Source organism: Pseudomonas sp. HD6422 (assembly GCF_025377065.1).
GTDB classification, from domain to species: Bacteria; Pseudomonadota; Gammaproteobacteria; order Pseudomonadales; family Pseudomonadaceae; genus Aquipseudomonas; species Aquipseudomonas putida_U.
Genome location: NZ_JAHWIW010000021.1, coordinates 58,449 through 74,745 on the forward strand (window position 1 = coordinate 58,449; position 16,297 = coordinate 74,745).

The window sequence follows — 16,297 nt, forward strand, 5'->3', positions numbered from 1 at the left end:
TTAACCTTCGATTAGGAATTTTTTCTTTAAGGGCATGGTTTTCGACAGCCCCTGGCTGGGCGTGTAAGTTATGATTAAGGTAACGCGGGACTTGCTCGCTATTACTCGCTTGAAGTGGAGTACTATACCGTATGCAGTAAGGTGGCAAGTCGGTTCTAAGCTTGGCAAGCTGTAGGAGTTGTTTTTATCGGAAACGGCTAATTCTGCATTCCACTCACTCTCCCCGATCGCAAACTCTCGCAGCAGCACGGTGAATTCCACAGTAGGCGTAGGGGTAACGATCTCGGTATATGTAATGGCAGGCCAGTTGGGGGAGATCCATGTCGCGCTTTCTTTCCATCCGGAAGTAACGTTCTGTAGTCCAATTGACTTGGCCTCAATGCCCGTGAGCAAAATCGGTGCATAATATTCTTTATTCCAAGAACTGATCTCTTCAAGCACCGTGGGGTACCCAGGGAGCTTGGCATCCGGGCGCAACGTCAAACCTTCATGCATTTCTCCATCGTTGTTGCGATTGCCAAACTCGCTTCTGCATGTCCACAGTTCCAGCGGCGTATGAATGCGCTCGTTTGCTTTTGAATAGGCGTAAAAGCCTGCTGCTATGAATAGTCCCCCGATCAATATTACTCCTGCAGCCGCCAATCCTGCGAAGGACACGGCGGTTGCTATCGATGATAAAGACAGGCTGCCCTGAAGAACCATTACGGACCCAATAGCTGTTGAAATACCTGCGAGTTTTGTATGCCGGGCAGCGATGGGGTCTCCTAGTCTCTTCTGTCTTGACGATTTCAGCAGGTCTGATGCGAGCCCTAAGAGAATCGTTGAATACCCCGTTATGGTCGTGAATAATCTGCTCGCAAGAATTCCCATGATATTGCGGTTGAACGCAATCCCGGGGAAGGATGAACTTAGATGAAATAAGATTATTCTTTGCGCCGTTCTGGCACTCACCAATGCTCCGGCGGTTGCGCCGATTAGTCCGAAGATTGATGAGGCAAAGCCAGTGGTGAACTCAGGCGATTGGCTGGTTTGTAGGTTATTATAGGCAGCTTTTAGTGAAATGATGTTGAACCAGAGAGCCGCAGAGTTAAGGCCGGCTCCCGCACCAGAGCTCAGTAGACTAAGAAATTTTGGCTTCATGGTAGAAGTAGTAATCATTTCGAGCGTGACTGTCCGACTTCCGCTGATGCGCAGTTGCTTGATCTCCTCAACCCGGGCCATTCCACTTTTCAAATAACGATCTACTTCCTGGCTAAACGGATTGTCACGAATGAACTGATCAGTCACGTTATAGCGAGCCGCTAGCAAGCCCAAGACCTTCTCGGCGTTGGCTTCCTGAGCTGCCAGTGCTACATGCTTGCTAAGGGAGTTGCTGGCGCTCCATCGGGTCTGACCATGCATGCGTTTCAGCACCACCGTCATCACCGTCTGAGCGGTGAGATCAGTGATGCCGGCGGTGGCGGGGAAACGCCCAGCCAGACCTTGGATGACATTGTCAGCTCCCCCCAGCAAGGTACCGACAGCATCCGCCTTGTCCTTGAACGGGTTGAACGGTGCCAGCGCGGTATAAAGCGGGCTATCATGCTGATCCAGCCACTGCTCCAGGCGCTTGAATCGCCGGTCGCGCTCTTCGGTGCCGGTCGCGGGCTGGCTCATCGGGTGGATCAAGAGCGCCAAAGACATCTCCAACCCTCGAGCGGAGATAGTATTGTCGCGGTCGTAGCAGGCCAGCGCTGCGGCCAGGCTATAGGGATCGTCGAGATGCGAATCTTCGGCAGTCGCCATCCACATGTCATGATCGTTGCTGGCTTGCAAGGCATACTCGCGCAGGGCGGCGATGCGTTGTTCCTGCTCGTCGCGTTCAGCGAGAAATTGCAGGTATTTGGGAATATCCATTCGCTGCGCGAGGCGCGCGCCGTTTTTGGAATAGTCTTTGTGGGTCAGAGCCCGAAAGCGAGCTTCGGCTTCGGACCATTGGGCGCCTTCCTCACGAATTCGGAGAAGTTGGGCAACGTTTTCGGGTGGGGAGGACTCACTCGGATAGAGGCTTTCGAGGGATTTGTTCAGCAGCGCGGCAATCAAGTTACGATGATGAAAGTCTTGGCTGTTCCGGCTGATGTGCTCCGCATTCAATTGATAACAGGCCGGCACGTCGGCCTGTTCCGAGCCTTGTGCCGGCTTGGTGTATTCCAGTTGCTCGGTGGGCATCAGGTCACGCAGCTGATGCTGATACGCCGAGACGGAAAGGCTCAGGTCCATCGCCATGCCTTCGGCATCGCTCAAGGCCACCACAACCGGGATCTTCGGTTGGGTACTGGGGTAATGCCGCGCCATTGCGGTGAGCCTACCAATCGGTAAGATTTCGTCTATTGGATGGCTGCTCCAATGCAGCGACATCCGCTGGTCGAGAGGCTTGAAGTCTTCCACCCAGGTTTTCACTGCGCTTAGCGGCAGTACATTGGGTTGGGCAGAGGGCTGCTGATTGCCCGCCACCAGTTCGGTCATGTCGAGCTGGCGCATGTGTCGCTTGCGCATTAGCTGCGATCCAGTGATACGGGCGGTCATGGCGTTCGTCCACAGATGCGGGCTGTAGGCGATCCAGACCTCGTTGGCGATATCTTGGTGAGTGTCCGCCCATACCCAAGCTGTGCTGTAGCCAGCCAGGTAACGGTTGCGCTGGTCGTAATTATCGAGGCCTTGGTAGCGGAGCTCCTTGTACTGGCCTTTGCCGTCGTATTCGTGGATGACCAGCTTTTCACTCAAGGTGCCTTTCATGAAGACATAGACGTAGCCTGGGCGCAGCGCCCGCAAGGTATAGGCGGAATGTTGAAGTGGGGCGAAACCTTGCTCCAAGTCGAAGCCAGAATCTGCGTAGCGACAGTGCGCTCCACCTGTCGGGCGCGGCACGATGGCATAGCGCACGGGAAGGATGGGTACGCGAGCGCTGCAGGGAGGGCCAGAAGTGGCGCTGCTGACACAACCATCAATCATGAAAGCTCCTCGTGTGGGAATCACCGCTCGTAACGCTCGATGACACCATCGGTGGCGTCATGGGAGGCGGGCGTTTCACACTAGCGGGGAACCGATTCTCAGAGGACCTTTGGGCTTCCTAAAAGCGTGTAGGAAAGCTCGATTTAAAGTTTCGTGAATTGCGGAGGAATAATGCTGACAATGAGGGCCCGACAGCCTCACCCCGGCCTACGCAGTGTCTTCTGCCTGAGGATATACACACTCACCAGCACCGCACTGGTCAGCATGAACGCTCGGGCCCAGAACAGCGGCACCAGATAGCATGAAAGGCCGATGCTCGCCCACATCAGTCCGATGGCGTAGACCTTGCCTTTGAGGGGGATGCCTTCACCGCTCAGGTAATCGCGGATCCATGGACCCAGTTGGGGGTGATTGACCAGCCAATGGTGAAAGCGCGGCGAGCTGCGTGCGAAGCAGGCGGCCGCCAGGAGCAGAAACGGGGTGGTGGGCAACACCGGCAGGAAGATACCCACGACCCCCAACGCAACGCTGAGCCAGCCGATGGCCAGCAGCAGGTAGCGCATCGCGGCTCAGTGATGACGTGGCTTGAGCAGCGCCGGCTTTTCGTCAGGTGCGTGCAGCAGCAGGAACAAGGCAGACAACGCCTCGGGGATCTGCACGATCATGTCGTCCTGCAGGTTGGCGTTGCTGGCGATGTCGGCAAATTCAGGCTGCTCGTCGAACAGGCCCGAGCCGACCATGATCGGCAGCAGCATCTCGCTGACTTCTTCCTCGGCGTCTTCGAACCAGGCTTCCTCGCGCAGGAAAACACCTTCCATGAAGCCGATGCACCAGCCGCGCAGGTCGGAATCGTCTGGCTCGTCGGTCAGGTCCAGGTCGCAGGGCAGGTCGAATTCCTCGTCGCTGGCCAGTTGGCGGGCGATGTGCGCCTTGAGCGCGACCAGGGTCGCCTCGATCTCGGTACGCTGGGCGTCGCTGGCGTAGTGCGGCTCCTCGGCGAACAGCGCGTCGATCCACTCACGCTCGGGAACCTCGACGGCAGAGATCGACAAGGCAGTCAGGTAGCCATGGGCGGCGACGTAGTCCAGCGCTTCTTCGTGCAGCTCATCGGCATCGAGGAAGGCTTGCAGGCGGGTCAGTTGCTCGGCGAAGGACATTACAGGGCTACCTTGGGGAATAAACGATAGTGAATTCTAGCACCTTGCAGCGACGGCGGGGCAAAGGGAACGTCTGTCAGTGCCGCGCACTGCGCGCCCCCTCTCTGCGGTATACTCCGCGGCTTTTCATCCAGGGGCGGATTTTGCCGCCTGTTGGCAAAAGCTGCTTACGCATTCGACGTGTGCGGGGCGGGTTTTTCGTCCAGCCTGTTGGTCCAGGATGGTACGGCGATATTGGAGTTGCACATGCTCGAACAGGCTCAGCGGGTTCTCAAGGATATCTTCGGCTACGACAGTTTCCGTGGGCGCCAGGCTGCAATCATCGAATGCGTGGCCAATGGCGGCGACGCCCTGGTGCTGATGCCTACCGGTGGCGGCAAGTCGCTGTGCTTCCAGGTGCCGGGTCTGCTGCGTCAGGGCCTGACTGTCGTGGTGTCGCCACTGATCGCGCTGATGGACGATCAGGTCGCCACCCTCGATGAGCTGGGCGTGGCCGCTGCGGCCCTGAATTCCACGCTGAGCGTCGAGCAACAGCGCGACCTGGCCGGGCGCCTGCGTCGTGGTGAGGTGAAGATGCTCTACCTGGCGCCGGAGCGCCTGGTGCAGCCGCGTATGCTGGAGTTCCTGCGCGGCCTGGACATCGCCCTGTTCGCCATCGACGAAGCCCACTGTGTGTCGCAATGGGGTCACGACTTCCGTCCCGAATACCTGCAATTGGGCCAGTTGGCCGAGTTGTTCCCCCATGTGCCGCGCATCGCCCTGACTGCCACCGCCGACATGCGGACCCGCGAGGAAATCGTCCAGCGCCTGCACCTGCAGGGCGCCGAGCGCTTCCTGTCGAGCTTCGACCGGCCCAACATCTTCTATCGCATCGTGCCTAAGGAGGCGCCACGCAAGCAGTTGATGGCGTTTCTCGGCGAACGGCGGGGCAACGCCGGCATCGTCTATTGCCTGTCGCGCAAGAAGGTCGACGAAACCGCTGCGTTCCTCTGCGACCAGGGCTTCCCGGCTTTACCGTACCACGCAGGCCTGCCGGCCGAGACCCGTTCAGCCAATCAGCACCGCTTCCTCAACGAGGAGGGGTTGATCATGGTCGCCACCATCGCCTTCGGCATGGGCATCGACAAGCCCAATGTGCGCTTCGTTGCCCACCTCGACCTGCCCAAGTCGCTCGAGGCCTATTACCAGGAAACCGGCCGTGCCGGTCGTGACGGTTTGCCATCCGATGCCTGGATGGCCTACGGCCTGCAGGATATGGTGATGCTCAAGCAGATGCTGCAGAACTCCGAGGGTGATGAGCGGCATAAGCGGGTGGAGCAGCACAAGCTCGATGCGATGCTGGCCCTGTGCGAAGAAACCCGCTGCCGCCGTCAAGCGCTGTTGGCTTACTTCGATGAGGTGCTCGAACAGCCCTGTGGGCATTGCGACAACTGCGTGGATCAGGTGCAGACCTGGGATGCCACCGAACCTGCGCGTCAGGCCTTGTCGGCGGTGTTCCGCACCGGTCAGCGTTATGGCGTGGGGCACCTGGTCGATGTCCTGCTGGGCAAGGACACCGAAAAGGTGCGCAACTTCGGCCACGAGAAACTCTCGGTGTTCGGTGTGGGCAAGGCCATGGCCGAGGCCGAGTGGCGCTCGTTGTTCCGCCAATTGGTGGCCCGTGGCCTGGTCGACATCGACCTGGAGGGCTACGGTGGCCTGCGTCTGTCCGACAGCTGCCGACCACTGTTGCGGGGCGAGGTGACCTTGCAACTGCGGCGCGACCTCAAGCCGCAAACCGTGGCCAAGACATCCTCCAGCGGTGGCAGCCCGGCGAGCCAACTGGTTCGGGCCGAAGAGCGCGAACTCTGGGAGGCCTTGCGCACCTTGCGGCGCAAGCTGGCCGAGGAGCACAGCGTGCCGCCCTACGTCATCTTCCCCGACTCGACCCTGCTCGAAATGTTGCGCAGCCAGCCCACCAGCCTCAGCGATATGGCCCAGGTCAGCGGCGTCGGCGCACGCAAGCTCGAGCGCTATGGTCAGGCCTTCCTCGAAGTGCTCAATGGCGCCGGCGGCACCGAAGAGGCGCCTAAGGTGGTGCTCGACCTGCGCCACGAATTGGTCAGCCTGGCCCGTGCAGGCATGACCCCGGCGCAGATTGCCGGGCAGTTGAACTGCAGCGAGAAGAACGTCTACAGCCTCCTGGCCGAAGCCATTGGCCGTCAGGAACTGAGCCTGGAGCAGGCTCTGGACCTGCCGGAAGACTTGATGATGGAGGTGCAGGACGCCTTCCTCGATGGCGAAGGCGAGCTGCCGGCGGTGACCACCATCGCTCCGCTGTTCGGTGCTCGGGTCCCAGAGGGCGTGCTCTATTGCGTACGGGCGGCACTGGCGGCGGAGTTCGAGCTCTGATCGAGGGGCATATCGGTCAAGTGCTGACCTTTGTCATGCTTTTTGACGATTTTCAGCGTTCAGCAAAGCGGCTAACCTTGCCTGTTCGGTGCGGTCATGGTTAGCTGCCTAATAATTAGTTCTAGTCGATGAGTGTTCTATGCCCCTGAACGACAACCAACACCGCTTCGGTATGCAACTGGCCCAGATGTCCCGAGGCTGGCGTGCTGAACTGGATCGCCGCCTGGCCGGGCTCAACCTGTCCCAGGCGCGCTGGCTGGTGTTGTTGCACCTGTCGCGGTTCGAAGAGCCGCCGACCCAGCGTGAACTGGCCCAGAGTGTGGGCGTCGAGGGCCCGACCCTCGCGCGCCTGCTCGACAGCCTGGAAAACCAGGGCCTGGTCAGGCGCCTGGCCGTGATGGAAGACCGCCGTGCGAAGAAGATTGCCCTGTGTCCGCCAGCCCGGCCTATGATCGAGCAGATCGAGACCATCGCCAATGCGCTGCGTCTGGAGCTGTTCACGGGCATCGAACCGGCCGACCTGGAAGTGTGCATGCGCGTGCATGCCAAGATCCTGGCCAACCTCGACAAGGCTTGAGGGGCTACCGCTGCAGCTTGCAGCTCAGAAGGTATGCCCCAAGTTCAAGTACACCGCCTGTTCGTGGGCACTGTTGGCGCCGTAGCTCAGGTTCAGTGGCCCCAGCGGTGTCTCCATGCCCAGGAAGATGCTCGCCGCATTGATATAGCCGCTGTCAAAGGCGTTGTCGTTGTTCCAGGCCCGGCCGCGCTCGAGCGAGCCACCTATGTACAACGGGAAGTCCAGCGGCACATAAGCCCTTGGCGTCAGGCGTCGGTAGTAGACCAGGCGCAGCAGGCTGATGTTCTGTCCCGATACCGAGTCCTGGCGGAAGCCTGAAAGTTCGCGGGCACCGCCGATCACGAAGCTCGAGGTGACCACCTCGGTATCGTCCAGGGTGCGCCCGTAGCGCCCGCCGAGCACGAACGTGTTCGGCCCACTGCTGATCGCCTTGTCCAGGTTGAACAACCATTGGCGGTAGTCCTCGTCGGAGTCCAGCGACTTGTCGTACTTGCGCAAGGTCAGCCCGATGTCCTCGCCGCTGTGCGGGAAGTACACGTTGTCCATGGTATCGAACGAGTATTTGAGCTCGTAGAAGCCCTCGTTGAAGCTGACTTTCGGCAAGTCCTGATCGCCGATGCGCACGTCGGCCTCGCCCCAGGCCTTGCCCGCGCCCAGGCGCACTTCGCCATAGGTGCCGATCTGGCGACCGAGGTTCAGACCGAAACCGTAGCGCTCCAGGCGGTATTCGGCGATCGGGTCGTTGTCCAGGGTGGCTTCGATGTTTTGCGAGCCGAAGTCCAGGTAAGGCGCGATGAAATAGCGTGAGCCCACGTCCAGCGGCTGGTAGAACTCGCTGTAGAGCTCCTGCTGGTCGCCGATCTGCGCGCGGGTCAGCCACTCGGCGCCCAGCTCGTTGATGCCGTTGACGCGGTAGCTGGCGCCGAGGTTGAAGGCGCTATCGCCACGCAGATCGTCAGACAGGTTCAGGCCCAGGCGTAGGTAATCGGTGCCGCCGCGCTTGCCCCGTGCGGTGATCACCAGGGTGTTGTCGTCGCCTTTGTGCACGACCCGGTAATGAACCCTGTCGAAATAGTCCAGGCCGTAAAGCGTGCCCATGTCGGTCTGCAGCCGATCCAGTTCCAGAGGTTGGCCAACGGGTTGGCGGATGTAGTAGCGAATCACGTCGTCGCTGACCTTGGAGTCGTTCTCCACCTTGATTGCGGTGATCAACGGCGTACGTTGGCCGGCGGAACGAGCGGCCACCAGGCTGGCGTCGCCCTCAGGCCGGCGCAGCGCCGCAAGGCGCGGGGCCAGTAGCTCGGTGGCACGGTAGCCGGCGTCGATCATGTCGCGGGCACGGCCGAAATCGGTGACGCCGAACGCCGCCAGTGGCGGCTGGATGAGTATGTCGTCGCGATGCAGGCTGGCCAGTTGCTCTTCGGAGTTGCGCCGGGTCATCAGGGTGATCGACTGGTTGAGCACGTCCACCACCGTCGCCAGCTGTTTGCGGTCACGCAGGGGCGAGCCGATGTCGACCACGATCGCCACGTCCACACCCATGTCCCGCGCCACGTCCAGCGGGATGTTGTCGACCATGCCGCCATCGACCAGCAACCGGCCATCGACCTCGACCGGGGCGAATACCGCTGGGATCGACATGCTGGCGCGGATCACCTGGGCCAGGTGCCCACGCTTGAACACCACTTTGTCTCCGCTGGCGATATCGGTGGCCACCGCGCGAAAGGGAATGGGCAGTTTGTCGAAGTCGCGGATATCGGCGGTATGCGCCAGCTTGCTTTCCAGTAGCAGGGCCAGGTTCTGACCCTGGATTACTCCCAGCGGCAGGCCAAGGCTGCCGTCATCACGGAAGCTGAGCTTCTGCTTTACCAGGAAGTCGCGGTCGTCCTGCTTGCGTCGGAAGGGTACATCCTTGCGCGGCGGGGCGTCCGACAGCGCTTGCTGCCAGTCCAATGTGGTAGCCAGTTTTTCCAGTTCCTCGACGCTGTAACCGGAGGCATACAGGCCGCCGACCACCGCGCCCATGCTGGTACCTGCGATGGCATCGATGTGTACCCCCTGTTGTTCAAGTGCTTTGAGCACGCCGATGTGGGCGAGCCCTCGGGCGGCGCCGCCGGAAAGCACCAGGCCGACCTTCGGCCGGACCGGCTCGGCGGCGACAACCGTGCAGGTGGTCAGCGTCAACAACAGGCAGAACAGCAAACGGCGCATCGTGAGTCTCAAACCGGGAGGTAAAGACCGCTAGTATAAGCAACCACTCACCCGGAGACCCGCGACCATGGCCGATGCCAAGCCGGAAATTGTCATTACCTATTGCACCCAGTGCCAGTGGCTGCTGCGCGCTGCCTGGTTGGCCCAGGAGCTGCTCAGCACCTTCAGCGACGACCTTGGTCGAGTCGCCCTCGAACCCGGCACCGGGGGTATATTCAGGATTACCTGCAACGGCGTGCAGATCTGGGAGCGCAAGGCCGATGGTGGCTTCCCAGAAGCCAAGCAGCTCAAGCAGCGGGTGCGCGACCAGATCGACCCGCAGCGCGACCTGGGCCACAACGATCGCTGATCAGGCACCCTGCGCTGCTTCGTGCGGGCGTGGCGGTTGTTCGGCGGCCAGGCGGCTGGAGAGGACGATGGCGAAAATAATCAGCGCACCCCCGGCCAGCATGCGTAGGGTGGGCGTCTCGTTGAACACCAGCCAGGCGACGGCGATGCCATAGACCGGTTCCATGCCGAATACCACGGCGGCTGTGCGGGCCTTGATCACGGCCAGGCTGGCCACGAACAGGCTGTGCGCCACGCCGGTACAGAAGATGCCCAGCAGGGCGATCCACAGCCAGTCAATGGAGGTGATCTCGGTCAGGCCCGGCGCAGCGAAAGGCAGCAGGCACAGGCCCACCACCAGGTTCTGCCACAAGGCGGCCTGCACGGCAGGCAAACGACCGGAACCGGCGCGGTTGGTCAGCGACAACAGCGAGAACAGCAGGCCTGACAGCAGGGCCCAGAGCAAACCGCCAGTGGCTTCGCTGGCCAGGTCGAACTGCGGCGTGACCAGTACCAGACCAATACTCACCAGCAGTACCAAGAGCACCTCGTTGCGGCGGATGCGCTCACGGAACAGCAGCCCTTCGAGGATGACCGTGAAGGCGGGGAAGCTGGCGAAACCCAGAGTGGCGATGGCCACGCCAGCGACCTTGACCGCGATGAAGAAACTCACCCAATGTCCGGCCAGCAGCATCCCGCCAAGTAAAAGGCGGCGCAGGTCCTGACGGTTCAGACGACGCCAGCCTGGGCCTGCGAGGCTGGCGAACAGGCCCAAGGCGAGCACGGCGAAAGCCGCGCGGCCGAAGACGATCTGCGTGGGGTTGGCACTGGCGGCCAGTTTGCCGAAGACGCCGGTCAGGCCGAAGAACAGCGCGCCGACATGCAGGGCGCCGAGGGCAGTGCGGTGGTTCATGGTGGTCCTTGTGGCTGCAAGTCTTGCCGGCGCAGTTTAACCTGCCTTCCCCGGCGGACCACCTCTGTCGCGCAGCTACAGGCTGATGCGCCCCAGCAAGATGTCGCGAAACATGACGAAATCGCCGATCAGGCTGTAGAACGGGTGGGTGAACGTGGCCGGGCGGTTTTTCTCGAAGAAGAAATGTCCGACCCAGGCGAAGCCATAGCCGAAGACCGGCACTGCCAGCAACAACAGCCACTTGCCGCTGCCGATGGTGTAGGCCAGCAGGGCGATCACCAGGCTGGTACCGACGAAGTGCAGGCGTCGGCACGTGGGATTGCTGTGTTCGCCGAGGTAGTAGGGGTAGAACTCGGCAAAACTGCGAAACTGCGCTGAGCTGTTCATGGCATCGCTCCAGTATTAACGCTTTTTGACAGGATACACGGCGTGGAGCCTGATTCGAGTCTAGAGTCATTGGCGGAGCCGGCCAGTGACAATGGGCGCCAATTGAGTATCCTTGGGTTACCGCATGGAGCGGTCAGCGAAAGAAGCCTGTCATGAGCGAAAGAACCACGTCAGCCAGCTGGGCATCAGGGATCGTCAAGGCACTCGAGCTCGAAGGGCTCGACTGCCCGGCCATGTTCAAGCAGCTCGGGCTGGATTTTGCCGCCCTCGACGATCCCGATGCGCGCTTTCCCCAGGATGACATGACCCGCCTCTGGCAATTGGCGGTAGAGCTGTCGGGCAACGACGCCATAGGCCTGAACATGGCGCGAGTGGTACGTCCAGCCTCGTTCCATGTGGTGGGTTACGCGCTGATGTCCAGTCGTACGCTGGCGGAGGGCTTCGAGCGCCTGGTGCGTTACCAGCGCATCATTGCCGAAAGCTCTGATCTGAGTTTCCTGCTGGGCCCTGAGGGCTACTCGCTGATACTGACCGTGCATGGCGATCACCTCCCGCCTACCCGTCACAGTGCCGAGGCATCGCTGGCCTGTGCGCTGGCCTTGTGCACCTGGCTCAGTGGGCGGCCTATCCAGCCGGTGCGGGTGATGGTGCAGGGGCCGCAGCCGAAGAATGTCGAACCCTACAAGGTTGCGTTCCACTGTCCGCTGGTGTTCGGTGCGCCGCGCGATGCGCTGGTGTTCGAGCGTGCCGACATGGAGGCGCCGCTGCCCACCGCCAATGAGGCGATGGCGATCCTTCACGACCGTTTTGCCGGTGAATACCTCGCACGCTTCTCGGAAAGCCGCGTGACCCATCGGGTGCGCCAGGTGCTATGCCGCATCCTGCCCCAGGGCGAGCCCAAGCGCGAAACGTTGGCCCAGGCCCTGCACCTGTCGCAACGCACCCTGCAGCGCCGACTGCAGGAAGAGGGCACCAGCTTTCAGGCTCTGCTGGACGATACGCGACGCGAACTGGCGGAGCAGTATCTCGCCCAGCCGGGCATGACTCTGCTGGAAACCGCATACCTGTTGGGCTTCGCCGACCCCAGTAATTTCTACCGGGCGTTCCGTCGTTGGTTCGATGTCACGCCCAGTGAGTATCGGGCGCGGCTGGGAGCGGACGCCCCCTCCGTCAATGACGCCAGAATGCAGGCATACACAACACCAGCACCGTGATGATCTCCAGGCGGCCAAGCAGCATGCCGCCGGCGAGAATCCACTTGGCGGCATCCGGCAGGCTGGCGTAGTTGCCCGAGGGTCCGATCACCTCGCCCAAGCCTGGGCCCACACCCGACACTGTACCAGCGGCGCCGGTCAGCGCCGTCATCCAGTCCACGCCCAGCAGTGACAACAGCAAGGCCATTACGCAGATGGTGATGGCGAAGAAGAACGAGAAGGTCAGGATCGAGCGCACGATCTCTTCGTCGAGACGGTGACCGTTGTACTTCTGCTTGATCACCGCACGCGGATGGATCAGTTGATTGAGGTTGGCCTTGAGCAGGATATAGGCCACCTGGAAGCGGAAGATCTTGATGCCGCCGGCGGTCGATCCGGAGCAGCCACCGACGAAACCCAGGTAGAAGAACAACATCAGCGAGAAATTGCCCCACAGGCTGTAGTCGCCCAGGGCGAAGCCAGTGGTGGTCACGATCGAGGTTACGTTCAGCGCGACGTGGCGCAGCGCATCGAGCCAGTGCAGGTTGGTGGTGTACCAATACCAGGTGCCCAGCACCAGCCAGGTCACCACCAGCATGCCCAGCAGACCCTGAACCTGCTGGTCGCGGATCAGCGCCTTGCGGTTGCCCCGCAGGGTCGCCACGTACAAGGTGAACGGCAGGCTGCCAAGGATCATCACCACCACCGCGACCCAGTGCACCGCCGGGATGTCCCACTTGGCCAAGGATTGGTCGGAGGTCGAGAAACCGCCGGTGGAGATCGCCGACATCGCATGGTTGATGGCATCGAACGGGTTCATGCCTGCCCACCAGAAGCCCAGCGCGCCCAGCACCGAGAACCCGACATACACCCCGACGATCGACTTGGCCACCATGTGCGAGCGCGGCATGACCTTTTCCGAACGGTCCGAAGACTCGGTCTGGAACAGGCGCATGCCACCGATGCGCAGCAGGGGCAAGATCGCCACGGCCATGGCGATGAAGCCGATACCGCCGAGCCAATGCAGCATCGAACGCCACATGAGAATGCCCGGGGACATGCGGTCAAGCCCACTGAGCACCGTGGCCCCTGTGGCGGTGATGCCGGACATGCTCTCGAAGAACGCGTCGGTGTAGCTGATGTGCTGGGTGAGCAGGAAGGGCAGGGCGGCGAAAATGCAGACCACCACCCAACTGCTGACCGTGAGCAGGTACATGTCGCGAGGGCGCAGGTGCACGTGTTCGGGACGGCCCTGGATGACCATGGCCAGGCCGGCGACGAAGGTGATCAGGCTGGACCAAAGGAACGAGTGCATGTCGGCGGTACGGTCGAAGACCACCAGCGTCGCCATGGGGACGGCCATGCTCACGGCCAGGGTGATGAGGAAGATGCCGATGATGAAACCAATGATCCTTAAGGTCGGCAACGCCATGTGATCTGCTCTGACTCGAAACGGAAGGGCGCCATTCTACCTATGGGTCGGTTAGCTGCAAGCCACGAGCAGCAAGCTACAAGAAAAAGCGCTATGTGTAGCTCTGCTCCTGCTCCTGCTCCTACCTGCAGCTTGCAGCTTGCAGCTTGCAGCTTGAGAATGGCCGCACATTTACCTGCCAGGAGGGTAGCCGATGGAGGCTCTCGACGCATTGCTCAACCGTGTTTCCGTGCCACGCCTGACCGATCCCGCCCCCAACGCTGCCCAGCGTGAGGCGCTGTTCCAGGCCGCCTTGCGTGCACCGGACCATGGCCAACTGCGCCCATGGCGCTTTCTGACCATCGAAGGCCAGGCTCGGGACAAACTCGGCGAGCTGTTCGCCGAGGCGTTGCAGGCCAAGGGCGATGCCAGTCAGGCAGCGCTGGACAAAGCGCGCGCCATGCCGCTGCGCGCACCCTTGCTGATCGTGGTGATCGCCAAGCTGCAAGACCACTTCAAGGTGCCCAAGAGCGAGCAGCGCCTGGCGGCAGGCTGCGCAGCCCATGGGATCCTGATCGCGGCGCATGCCCAGGGCATCGGCGCGGTGTGGCGCACCGGCGACATGGCCTTCGATGCCCATGTGCACAAGGGGCTGGGGATGGCCGAGAATGAGGAGTTGGTTGGCTATCTGTACGTCGGCACGCCACTGACCGAGCCGCGTACGGCGCCGGTGCTGGAGACGGCTGAATTCGTCAGCGCCTGGGGCGAGTAGCGCAGAGTCCCCTTCGCGGGCAAGCCCGTTCCCACAGGAAGGTGCGGTCCCTGTAGGAGCGGGCTTGCCCGGGAATAGGCCGGTAGTCCCGGCCGATTCTCAACTGCCGGTCGCCACCACCAACGGCAGCACCAGGCGGCCCACGAACCCTCCTTGCGGATGATTCTCCAGCACCAGGCTGCCACCATGGCGCTCCGCGGCCTTGCGCGCGATCGCCAAGCCCAGCCCATGTCCCGCCGCTTCCTGCCCCGGCGCACGGAAGAACGGCTCTCCCAATTGCTCCAGATGCTCCGGCGCTGCGCCCGGTCCATGGTCGCGCACGCTGATGACGATGCGCTCCTGATCGCGCCTGGCGTGGATTTCGATCGGTTGCCCCTGGGGGTTGAAGCGCAAGGCGTTGCGCACCAGGTTGTCGACGGCCCGTTCGATCAGGGTTGGCCAGCCTTGCAGGGTCAGCCCAGGCTGGGCTTCCAGCCGGACCTCTTGCTCGGGCGCGCTGAGCTGGGCGTCCTTGCGCACGCTGCCGAGCAAGGCGTTGAGGTCGACAGGCTCGGCGTGGGACTGCTCGGCGTCGACCCGGGCCAAGGCGAGAATCTCGCTGATCAGGTCTTCCAGGCGATCGCATTCGCGGGTCAGGCGTGGCCAGAGAGCCTGACGCTGCTCGGGTTCGGCGCGCTCGGCCAAGGCCAGGGCGATGCGCAGGCGGGCCAAGGGCGAGCGCAGTTCGTGGGAAACGTCGCGCAACAGTTGGCGCTGACTGCCGATCAAACTCTGCAAGCGTGCGCCCATCTTGTTGAAGTCGTTGGCCAATACGCCGAATTCGTCCCGCCGCCCGGCCAGTTGCGCCAGGCTGTTCTGTTGGTAGCTGGTCTGGCCCAGGTCATGCACGGCACCACGCAGGCGGCTCAGCGGGCGGGTGATCGACAGCGTCACCAGCAGGCTGAACAACGTCAGCACCACCAAGGCAATGCCCAAGGCGCTCAACGGCCAGAGCAGGCTCTCGCGATGCCAGGCATCCAGCTCGGGGTGGGGAATGCGGTAGATCAGCAGATAGGTCTCGCCGCTGGTGGGGCTGGTGTATTCCTCTGTCAGGCGGCGCCAGGGCAGGTGACGCTCATCATTGTGCTGGCGCGCCTCGAACGCTGCTGCGCGACGTGGGAAGGTGCCTGGCACTACGGCCTGGCCACTGTCGTCGAGTACCTGAACGTCGATCTTGTAGCGCTGCTTGCGCCGTTCGAGAAACTGCTGGGCCGAGGCCAAGCCCTCCTGCTCGTAATGCTGGGTCCAGCGAGCGGCCAGGGTGTTGATGCCTGGGTGGCGGCTGAGGATCCAGGCGTCTTGGTTGAGCATGTGGCCCAACAGGATGGACAGGCCGGCGACCAGGGCAATGGCCAGCCAGAAGCTGGCCAGAATGCGCCAGAACAGAGAACGCAAGAGCACCTCCTGTGAACGTGAAAAGCCCGGCTCGCTTGGCGCGGGCCGGGCATGGATGGGGACAGCTTACTGGGCCTTGCCGCCTTTTTCAGCTTTCCAGGCCTGGAACTCCTTCCACTCCGCCTGGCGAGCGGCGCGTTCCTTTTGCAGTTCGTCGAACTTCTTCTGCTGGTCAGGCTTGAGCAGGGCGCGTACCTGGCTGTCGGTTTTCTCGCGGCTGGCCTTGATTTCGTCCTTCATGGCCTTCTGGTCGGCGGCCGGCAGCTTGTCCAGGTAGCGCTTGGTGATGTCGCGCTGGGCCTTCATCTGTTCACCCATCAGCTTGCCGACCTGCTGGCGCTGGTCGCGGGTCAGGTCCAGCTGGGCGAAAGGCGCGTCACCGCGGTGATGCGGGCCGTCGTGGCGTGGGCCGCCATCAGGCATGGCCATGGCAACGGTTGGCAGGGCGGCGGCGAACATCAGGGCGATAAGGGTCTTGCGCATGGTGTCTCTCCTTTCATGGGCCGGTGATTACCGGATGAGCCCAGTCTAGG

Annotated in this window: 14 protein-coding genes; 5 read left to right on the forward strand and 9 right to left on the reverse strand. The window is 61.9% G+C overall.

Annotated features, from left to right (window positions below; genetic code table 11):
- From KY379_RS16420 to KY379_RS16430, 3 genes are all read right to left on the reverse strand, one after another.
- Window positions 1-2,991 carry a T6SS effector BTH_I2691 family protein gene (locus KY379_RS16420; protein WP_261240870.1) on the reverse strand — a complete coding sequence of 997 codons (2,991 nt, stop codon included), beginning with the start codon at window positions 2,989-2,991 and terminating at the stop codon, window positions 1-3.
- A gap of 197 nt (window positions 2,992-3,188) precedes the next feature.
- Window positions 3,189-3,554: a YbaN family protein gene (locus KY379_RS16425; RefSeq protein WP_196171829.1), complete on the reverse strand. Its 366-nt coding sequence runs from the start codon at window positions 3,552-3,554 to the stop codon at window positions 3,189-3,191.
- A gap of 6 nt (window positions 3,555-3,560) precedes the next feature.
- On the reverse strand, window positions 3,561-4,148 hold the full coding sequence (locus tag KY379_RS16430) for a YecA family protein (protein ID WP_133328170.1): 588 nt from the start codon (window positions 4,146-4,148) through the stop codon (window positions 3,561-3,563).
- A gap of 246 nt (window positions 4,149-4,394) precedes the next feature.
- Between KY379_RS16430 and recQ the strand changes: the two genes are divergently transcribed.
- On the forward strand, window positions 4,395-6,539 hold the full coding sequence (gene recQ / locus KY379_RS16435; protein ID WP_261240869.1) for a DNA helicase RecQ: 2,145 nt from the start codon (window positions 4,395-4,397) through the stop codon (window positions 6,537-6,539).
- Window positions 6,540-6,678: 139 nt separating this feature from the next.
- Window positions 6,679-7,116 carry a MarR family transcriptional regulator gene (locus KY379_RS16440; protein WP_133328174.1) on the forward strand — a complete coding sequence of 146 codons (438 nt, stop codon included), beginning with the start codon at window positions 6,679-6,681 and terminating at the stop codon, window positions 7,114-7,116.
- A gap of 24 nt (window positions 7,117-7,140) precedes the next feature.
- Here the strand turns inward: KY379_RS16440 and KY379_RS16445 are convergent, their stop codons facing one another.
- Complete coding sequence (locus tag KY379_RS16445) at window positions 7,141-9,327, reverse strand: patatin-like phospholipase family protein (RefSeq protein WP_261240868.1); 2,187 nt, start codon at window positions 9,325-9,327, stop codon at window positions 7,141-7,143.
- A 67-nt stretch (window positions 9,328-9,394) separates the two neighbouring features.
- Here KY379_RS16445 and KY379_RS16450 point away from each other — a divergent pair, with 67 nt between their 5' ends.
- Window positions 9,395-9,676 (forward strand): SelT/SelW/SelH family protein, encoded by a 282-nt coding sequence (locus KY379_RS16450; protein WP_133328178.1) that lies wholly within the window; start codon window positions 9,395-9,397, stop codon window positions 9,674-9,676.
- On the opposite strand, the gene KY379_RS16455 is transcribed toward KY379_RS16450, so the two are convergent.
- Window positions 9,677-10,567 (reverse strand): DMT family transporter, encoded by an 891-nt coding sequence (locus KY379_RS16455; RefSeq protein WP_261240867.1) that lies wholly within the window; start codon window positions 10,565-10,567, stop codon window positions 9,677-9,679. It lies immediately after the preceding gene.
- 75 nt (window positions 10,568-10,642) lie between these two features.
- Window positions 10,643-10,954 carry a DUF962 domain-containing protein gene (locus KY379_RS16460; RefSeq protein ID WP_133328182.1) on the reverse strand — a complete coding sequence of 104 codons (312 nt, stop codon included), beginning with the start codon at window positions 10,952-10,954 and terminating at the stop codon, window positions 10,643-10,645.
- 152 nt (window positions 10,955-11,106) lie between these two features.
- Here KY379_RS16460 and KY379_RS16465 point away from each other — a divergent pair, with 152 nt between their 5' ends.
- Window positions 11,107-12,168 carry an AraC family transcriptional regulator gene (locus KY379_RS16465; RefSeq protein ID WP_133328184.1) on the forward strand — a complete coding sequence of 354 codons (1,062 nt, stop codon included), beginning with the start codon at window positions 11,107-11,109 and terminating at the stop codon, window positions 12,166-12,168.
- Here the strand turns inward: KY379_RS16465 and KY379_RS16470 are convergent.
- Window positions 12,125-13,579, reverse strand: coding sequence for a TrkH family potassium uptake protein (locus KY379_RS16470; protein WP_133328186.1), 1,455 nt, complete (start codon window positions 13,577-13,579; stop codon window positions 12,125-12,127). The two genes, KY379_RS16465 and KY379_RS16470, sit on opposite strands and share 44 nt — an antisense overlap.
- 193 nt (window positions 13,580-13,772) lie before the next feature.
- Between KY379_RS16470 and KY379_RS16475 the strand changes: the two genes are divergently transcribed.
- A complete protein-coding gene (locus KY379_RS16475) occupies window positions 13,773-14,330 on the forward strand; it encodes a nitroreductase family protein (protein WP_261240866.1) in 558 nt (185 codons plus the stop codon).
- Between the two features lie 99 nt (window positions 14,331-14,429).
- Here KY379_RS16475 and KY379_RS16480 read toward each other — a convergent pair whose 3' ends face one another.
- Window positions 14,430-15,770 (reverse strand): sensor histidine kinase, encoded by a 1,341-nt coding sequence (locus KY379_RS16480; protein ID WP_133328190.1) that lies wholly within the window; start codon window positions 15,768-15,770, stop codon window positions 14,430-14,432.
- 60 nt (window positions 15,771-15,830) lie between these two features.
- Entirely contained in the window at window positions 15,831-16,247 is a 417-nt protein-coding gene (locus KY379_RS16485; protein ID WP_133328192.1) for a Spy/CpxP family protein refolding chaperone, read from the reverse strand.
- Window positions 16,248-16,297: the final 50 nt, after the last annotated feature.

Excerpts from the sequence above, each read along its gene's own strand:
- KY379_RS16430 (WP_133328170.1), bottom strand. The coding sequence starts at position 4,148 with ATGTCCTTCGCCGAGCAACTGACCCGCCTGCAAGCCTTCCTCGATGCC.
- KY379_RS16440 (WP_133328174.1), top strand. The coding sequence starts at position 6,679 with ATGCCCCTGAACGACAACCAACACCGCTTCGGTATGCAACTGGCCCAG.
- KY379_RS16475 (WP_261240866.1), top strand. The coding sequence starts at position 13,773 with ATGGAGGCTCTCGACGCATTGCTCAACCGTGTTTCCGTGCCACGCCTG.
- recQ (WP_261240869.1), top strand. The coding sequence starts at position 4,395 with ATGCTCGAACAGGCTCAGCGGGTTCTCAAGGATATCTTCGGCTACGAC.
- KY379_RS16420 (WP_261240870.1), bottom strand. The coding sequence starts at position 2,991 with ATGATTGATGGTTGTGTCAGCAGCGCCACTTCTGGCCCTCCCTGCAGC.
- KY379_RS16460 (WP_133328182.1), bottom strand. The coding sequence starts at position 10,954 with ATGAACAGCTCAGCGCAGTTTCGCAGTTTTGCCGAGTTCTACCCCTAC.
- KY379_RS16425 (WP_196171829.1), bottom strand. The coding sequence starts at position 3,554 with ATGCGCTACCTGCTGCTGGCCATCGGCTGGCTCAGCGTTGCGTTGGGG.
- KY379_RS16470 (WP_133328186.1), bottom strand. The coding sequence starts at position 13,579 with ATGGCGTTGCCGACCTTAAGGATCATTGGTTTCATCATCGGCATCTTC.
- KY379_RS16445 (WP_261240868.1), bottom strand. The coding sequence starts at position 9,327 with ATGCGCCGTTTGCTGTTCTGCCTGTTGTTGACGCTGACCACCTGCACG.
- KY379_RS16450 (WP_133328178.1), top strand. The coding sequence starts at position 9,395 with ATGGCCGATGCCAAGCCGGAAATTGTCATTACCTATTGCACCCAGTGC.
- KY379_RS16455 (WP_261240867.1), bottom strand. The coding sequence starts at position 10,567 with ATGAACCACCGCACTGCCCTCGGCGCCCTGCATGTCGGCGCGCTGTTC.
- KY379_RS16485 (WP_133328192.1), bottom strand. The coding sequence starts at position 16,247 with ATGCGCAAGACCCTTATCGCCCTGATGTTCGCCGCCGCCCTGCCAACC.
- KY379_RS16465 (WP_133328184.1), top strand. The coding sequence starts at position 11,107 with ATGAGCGAAAGAACCACGTCAGCCAGCTGGGCATCAGGGATCGTCAAG.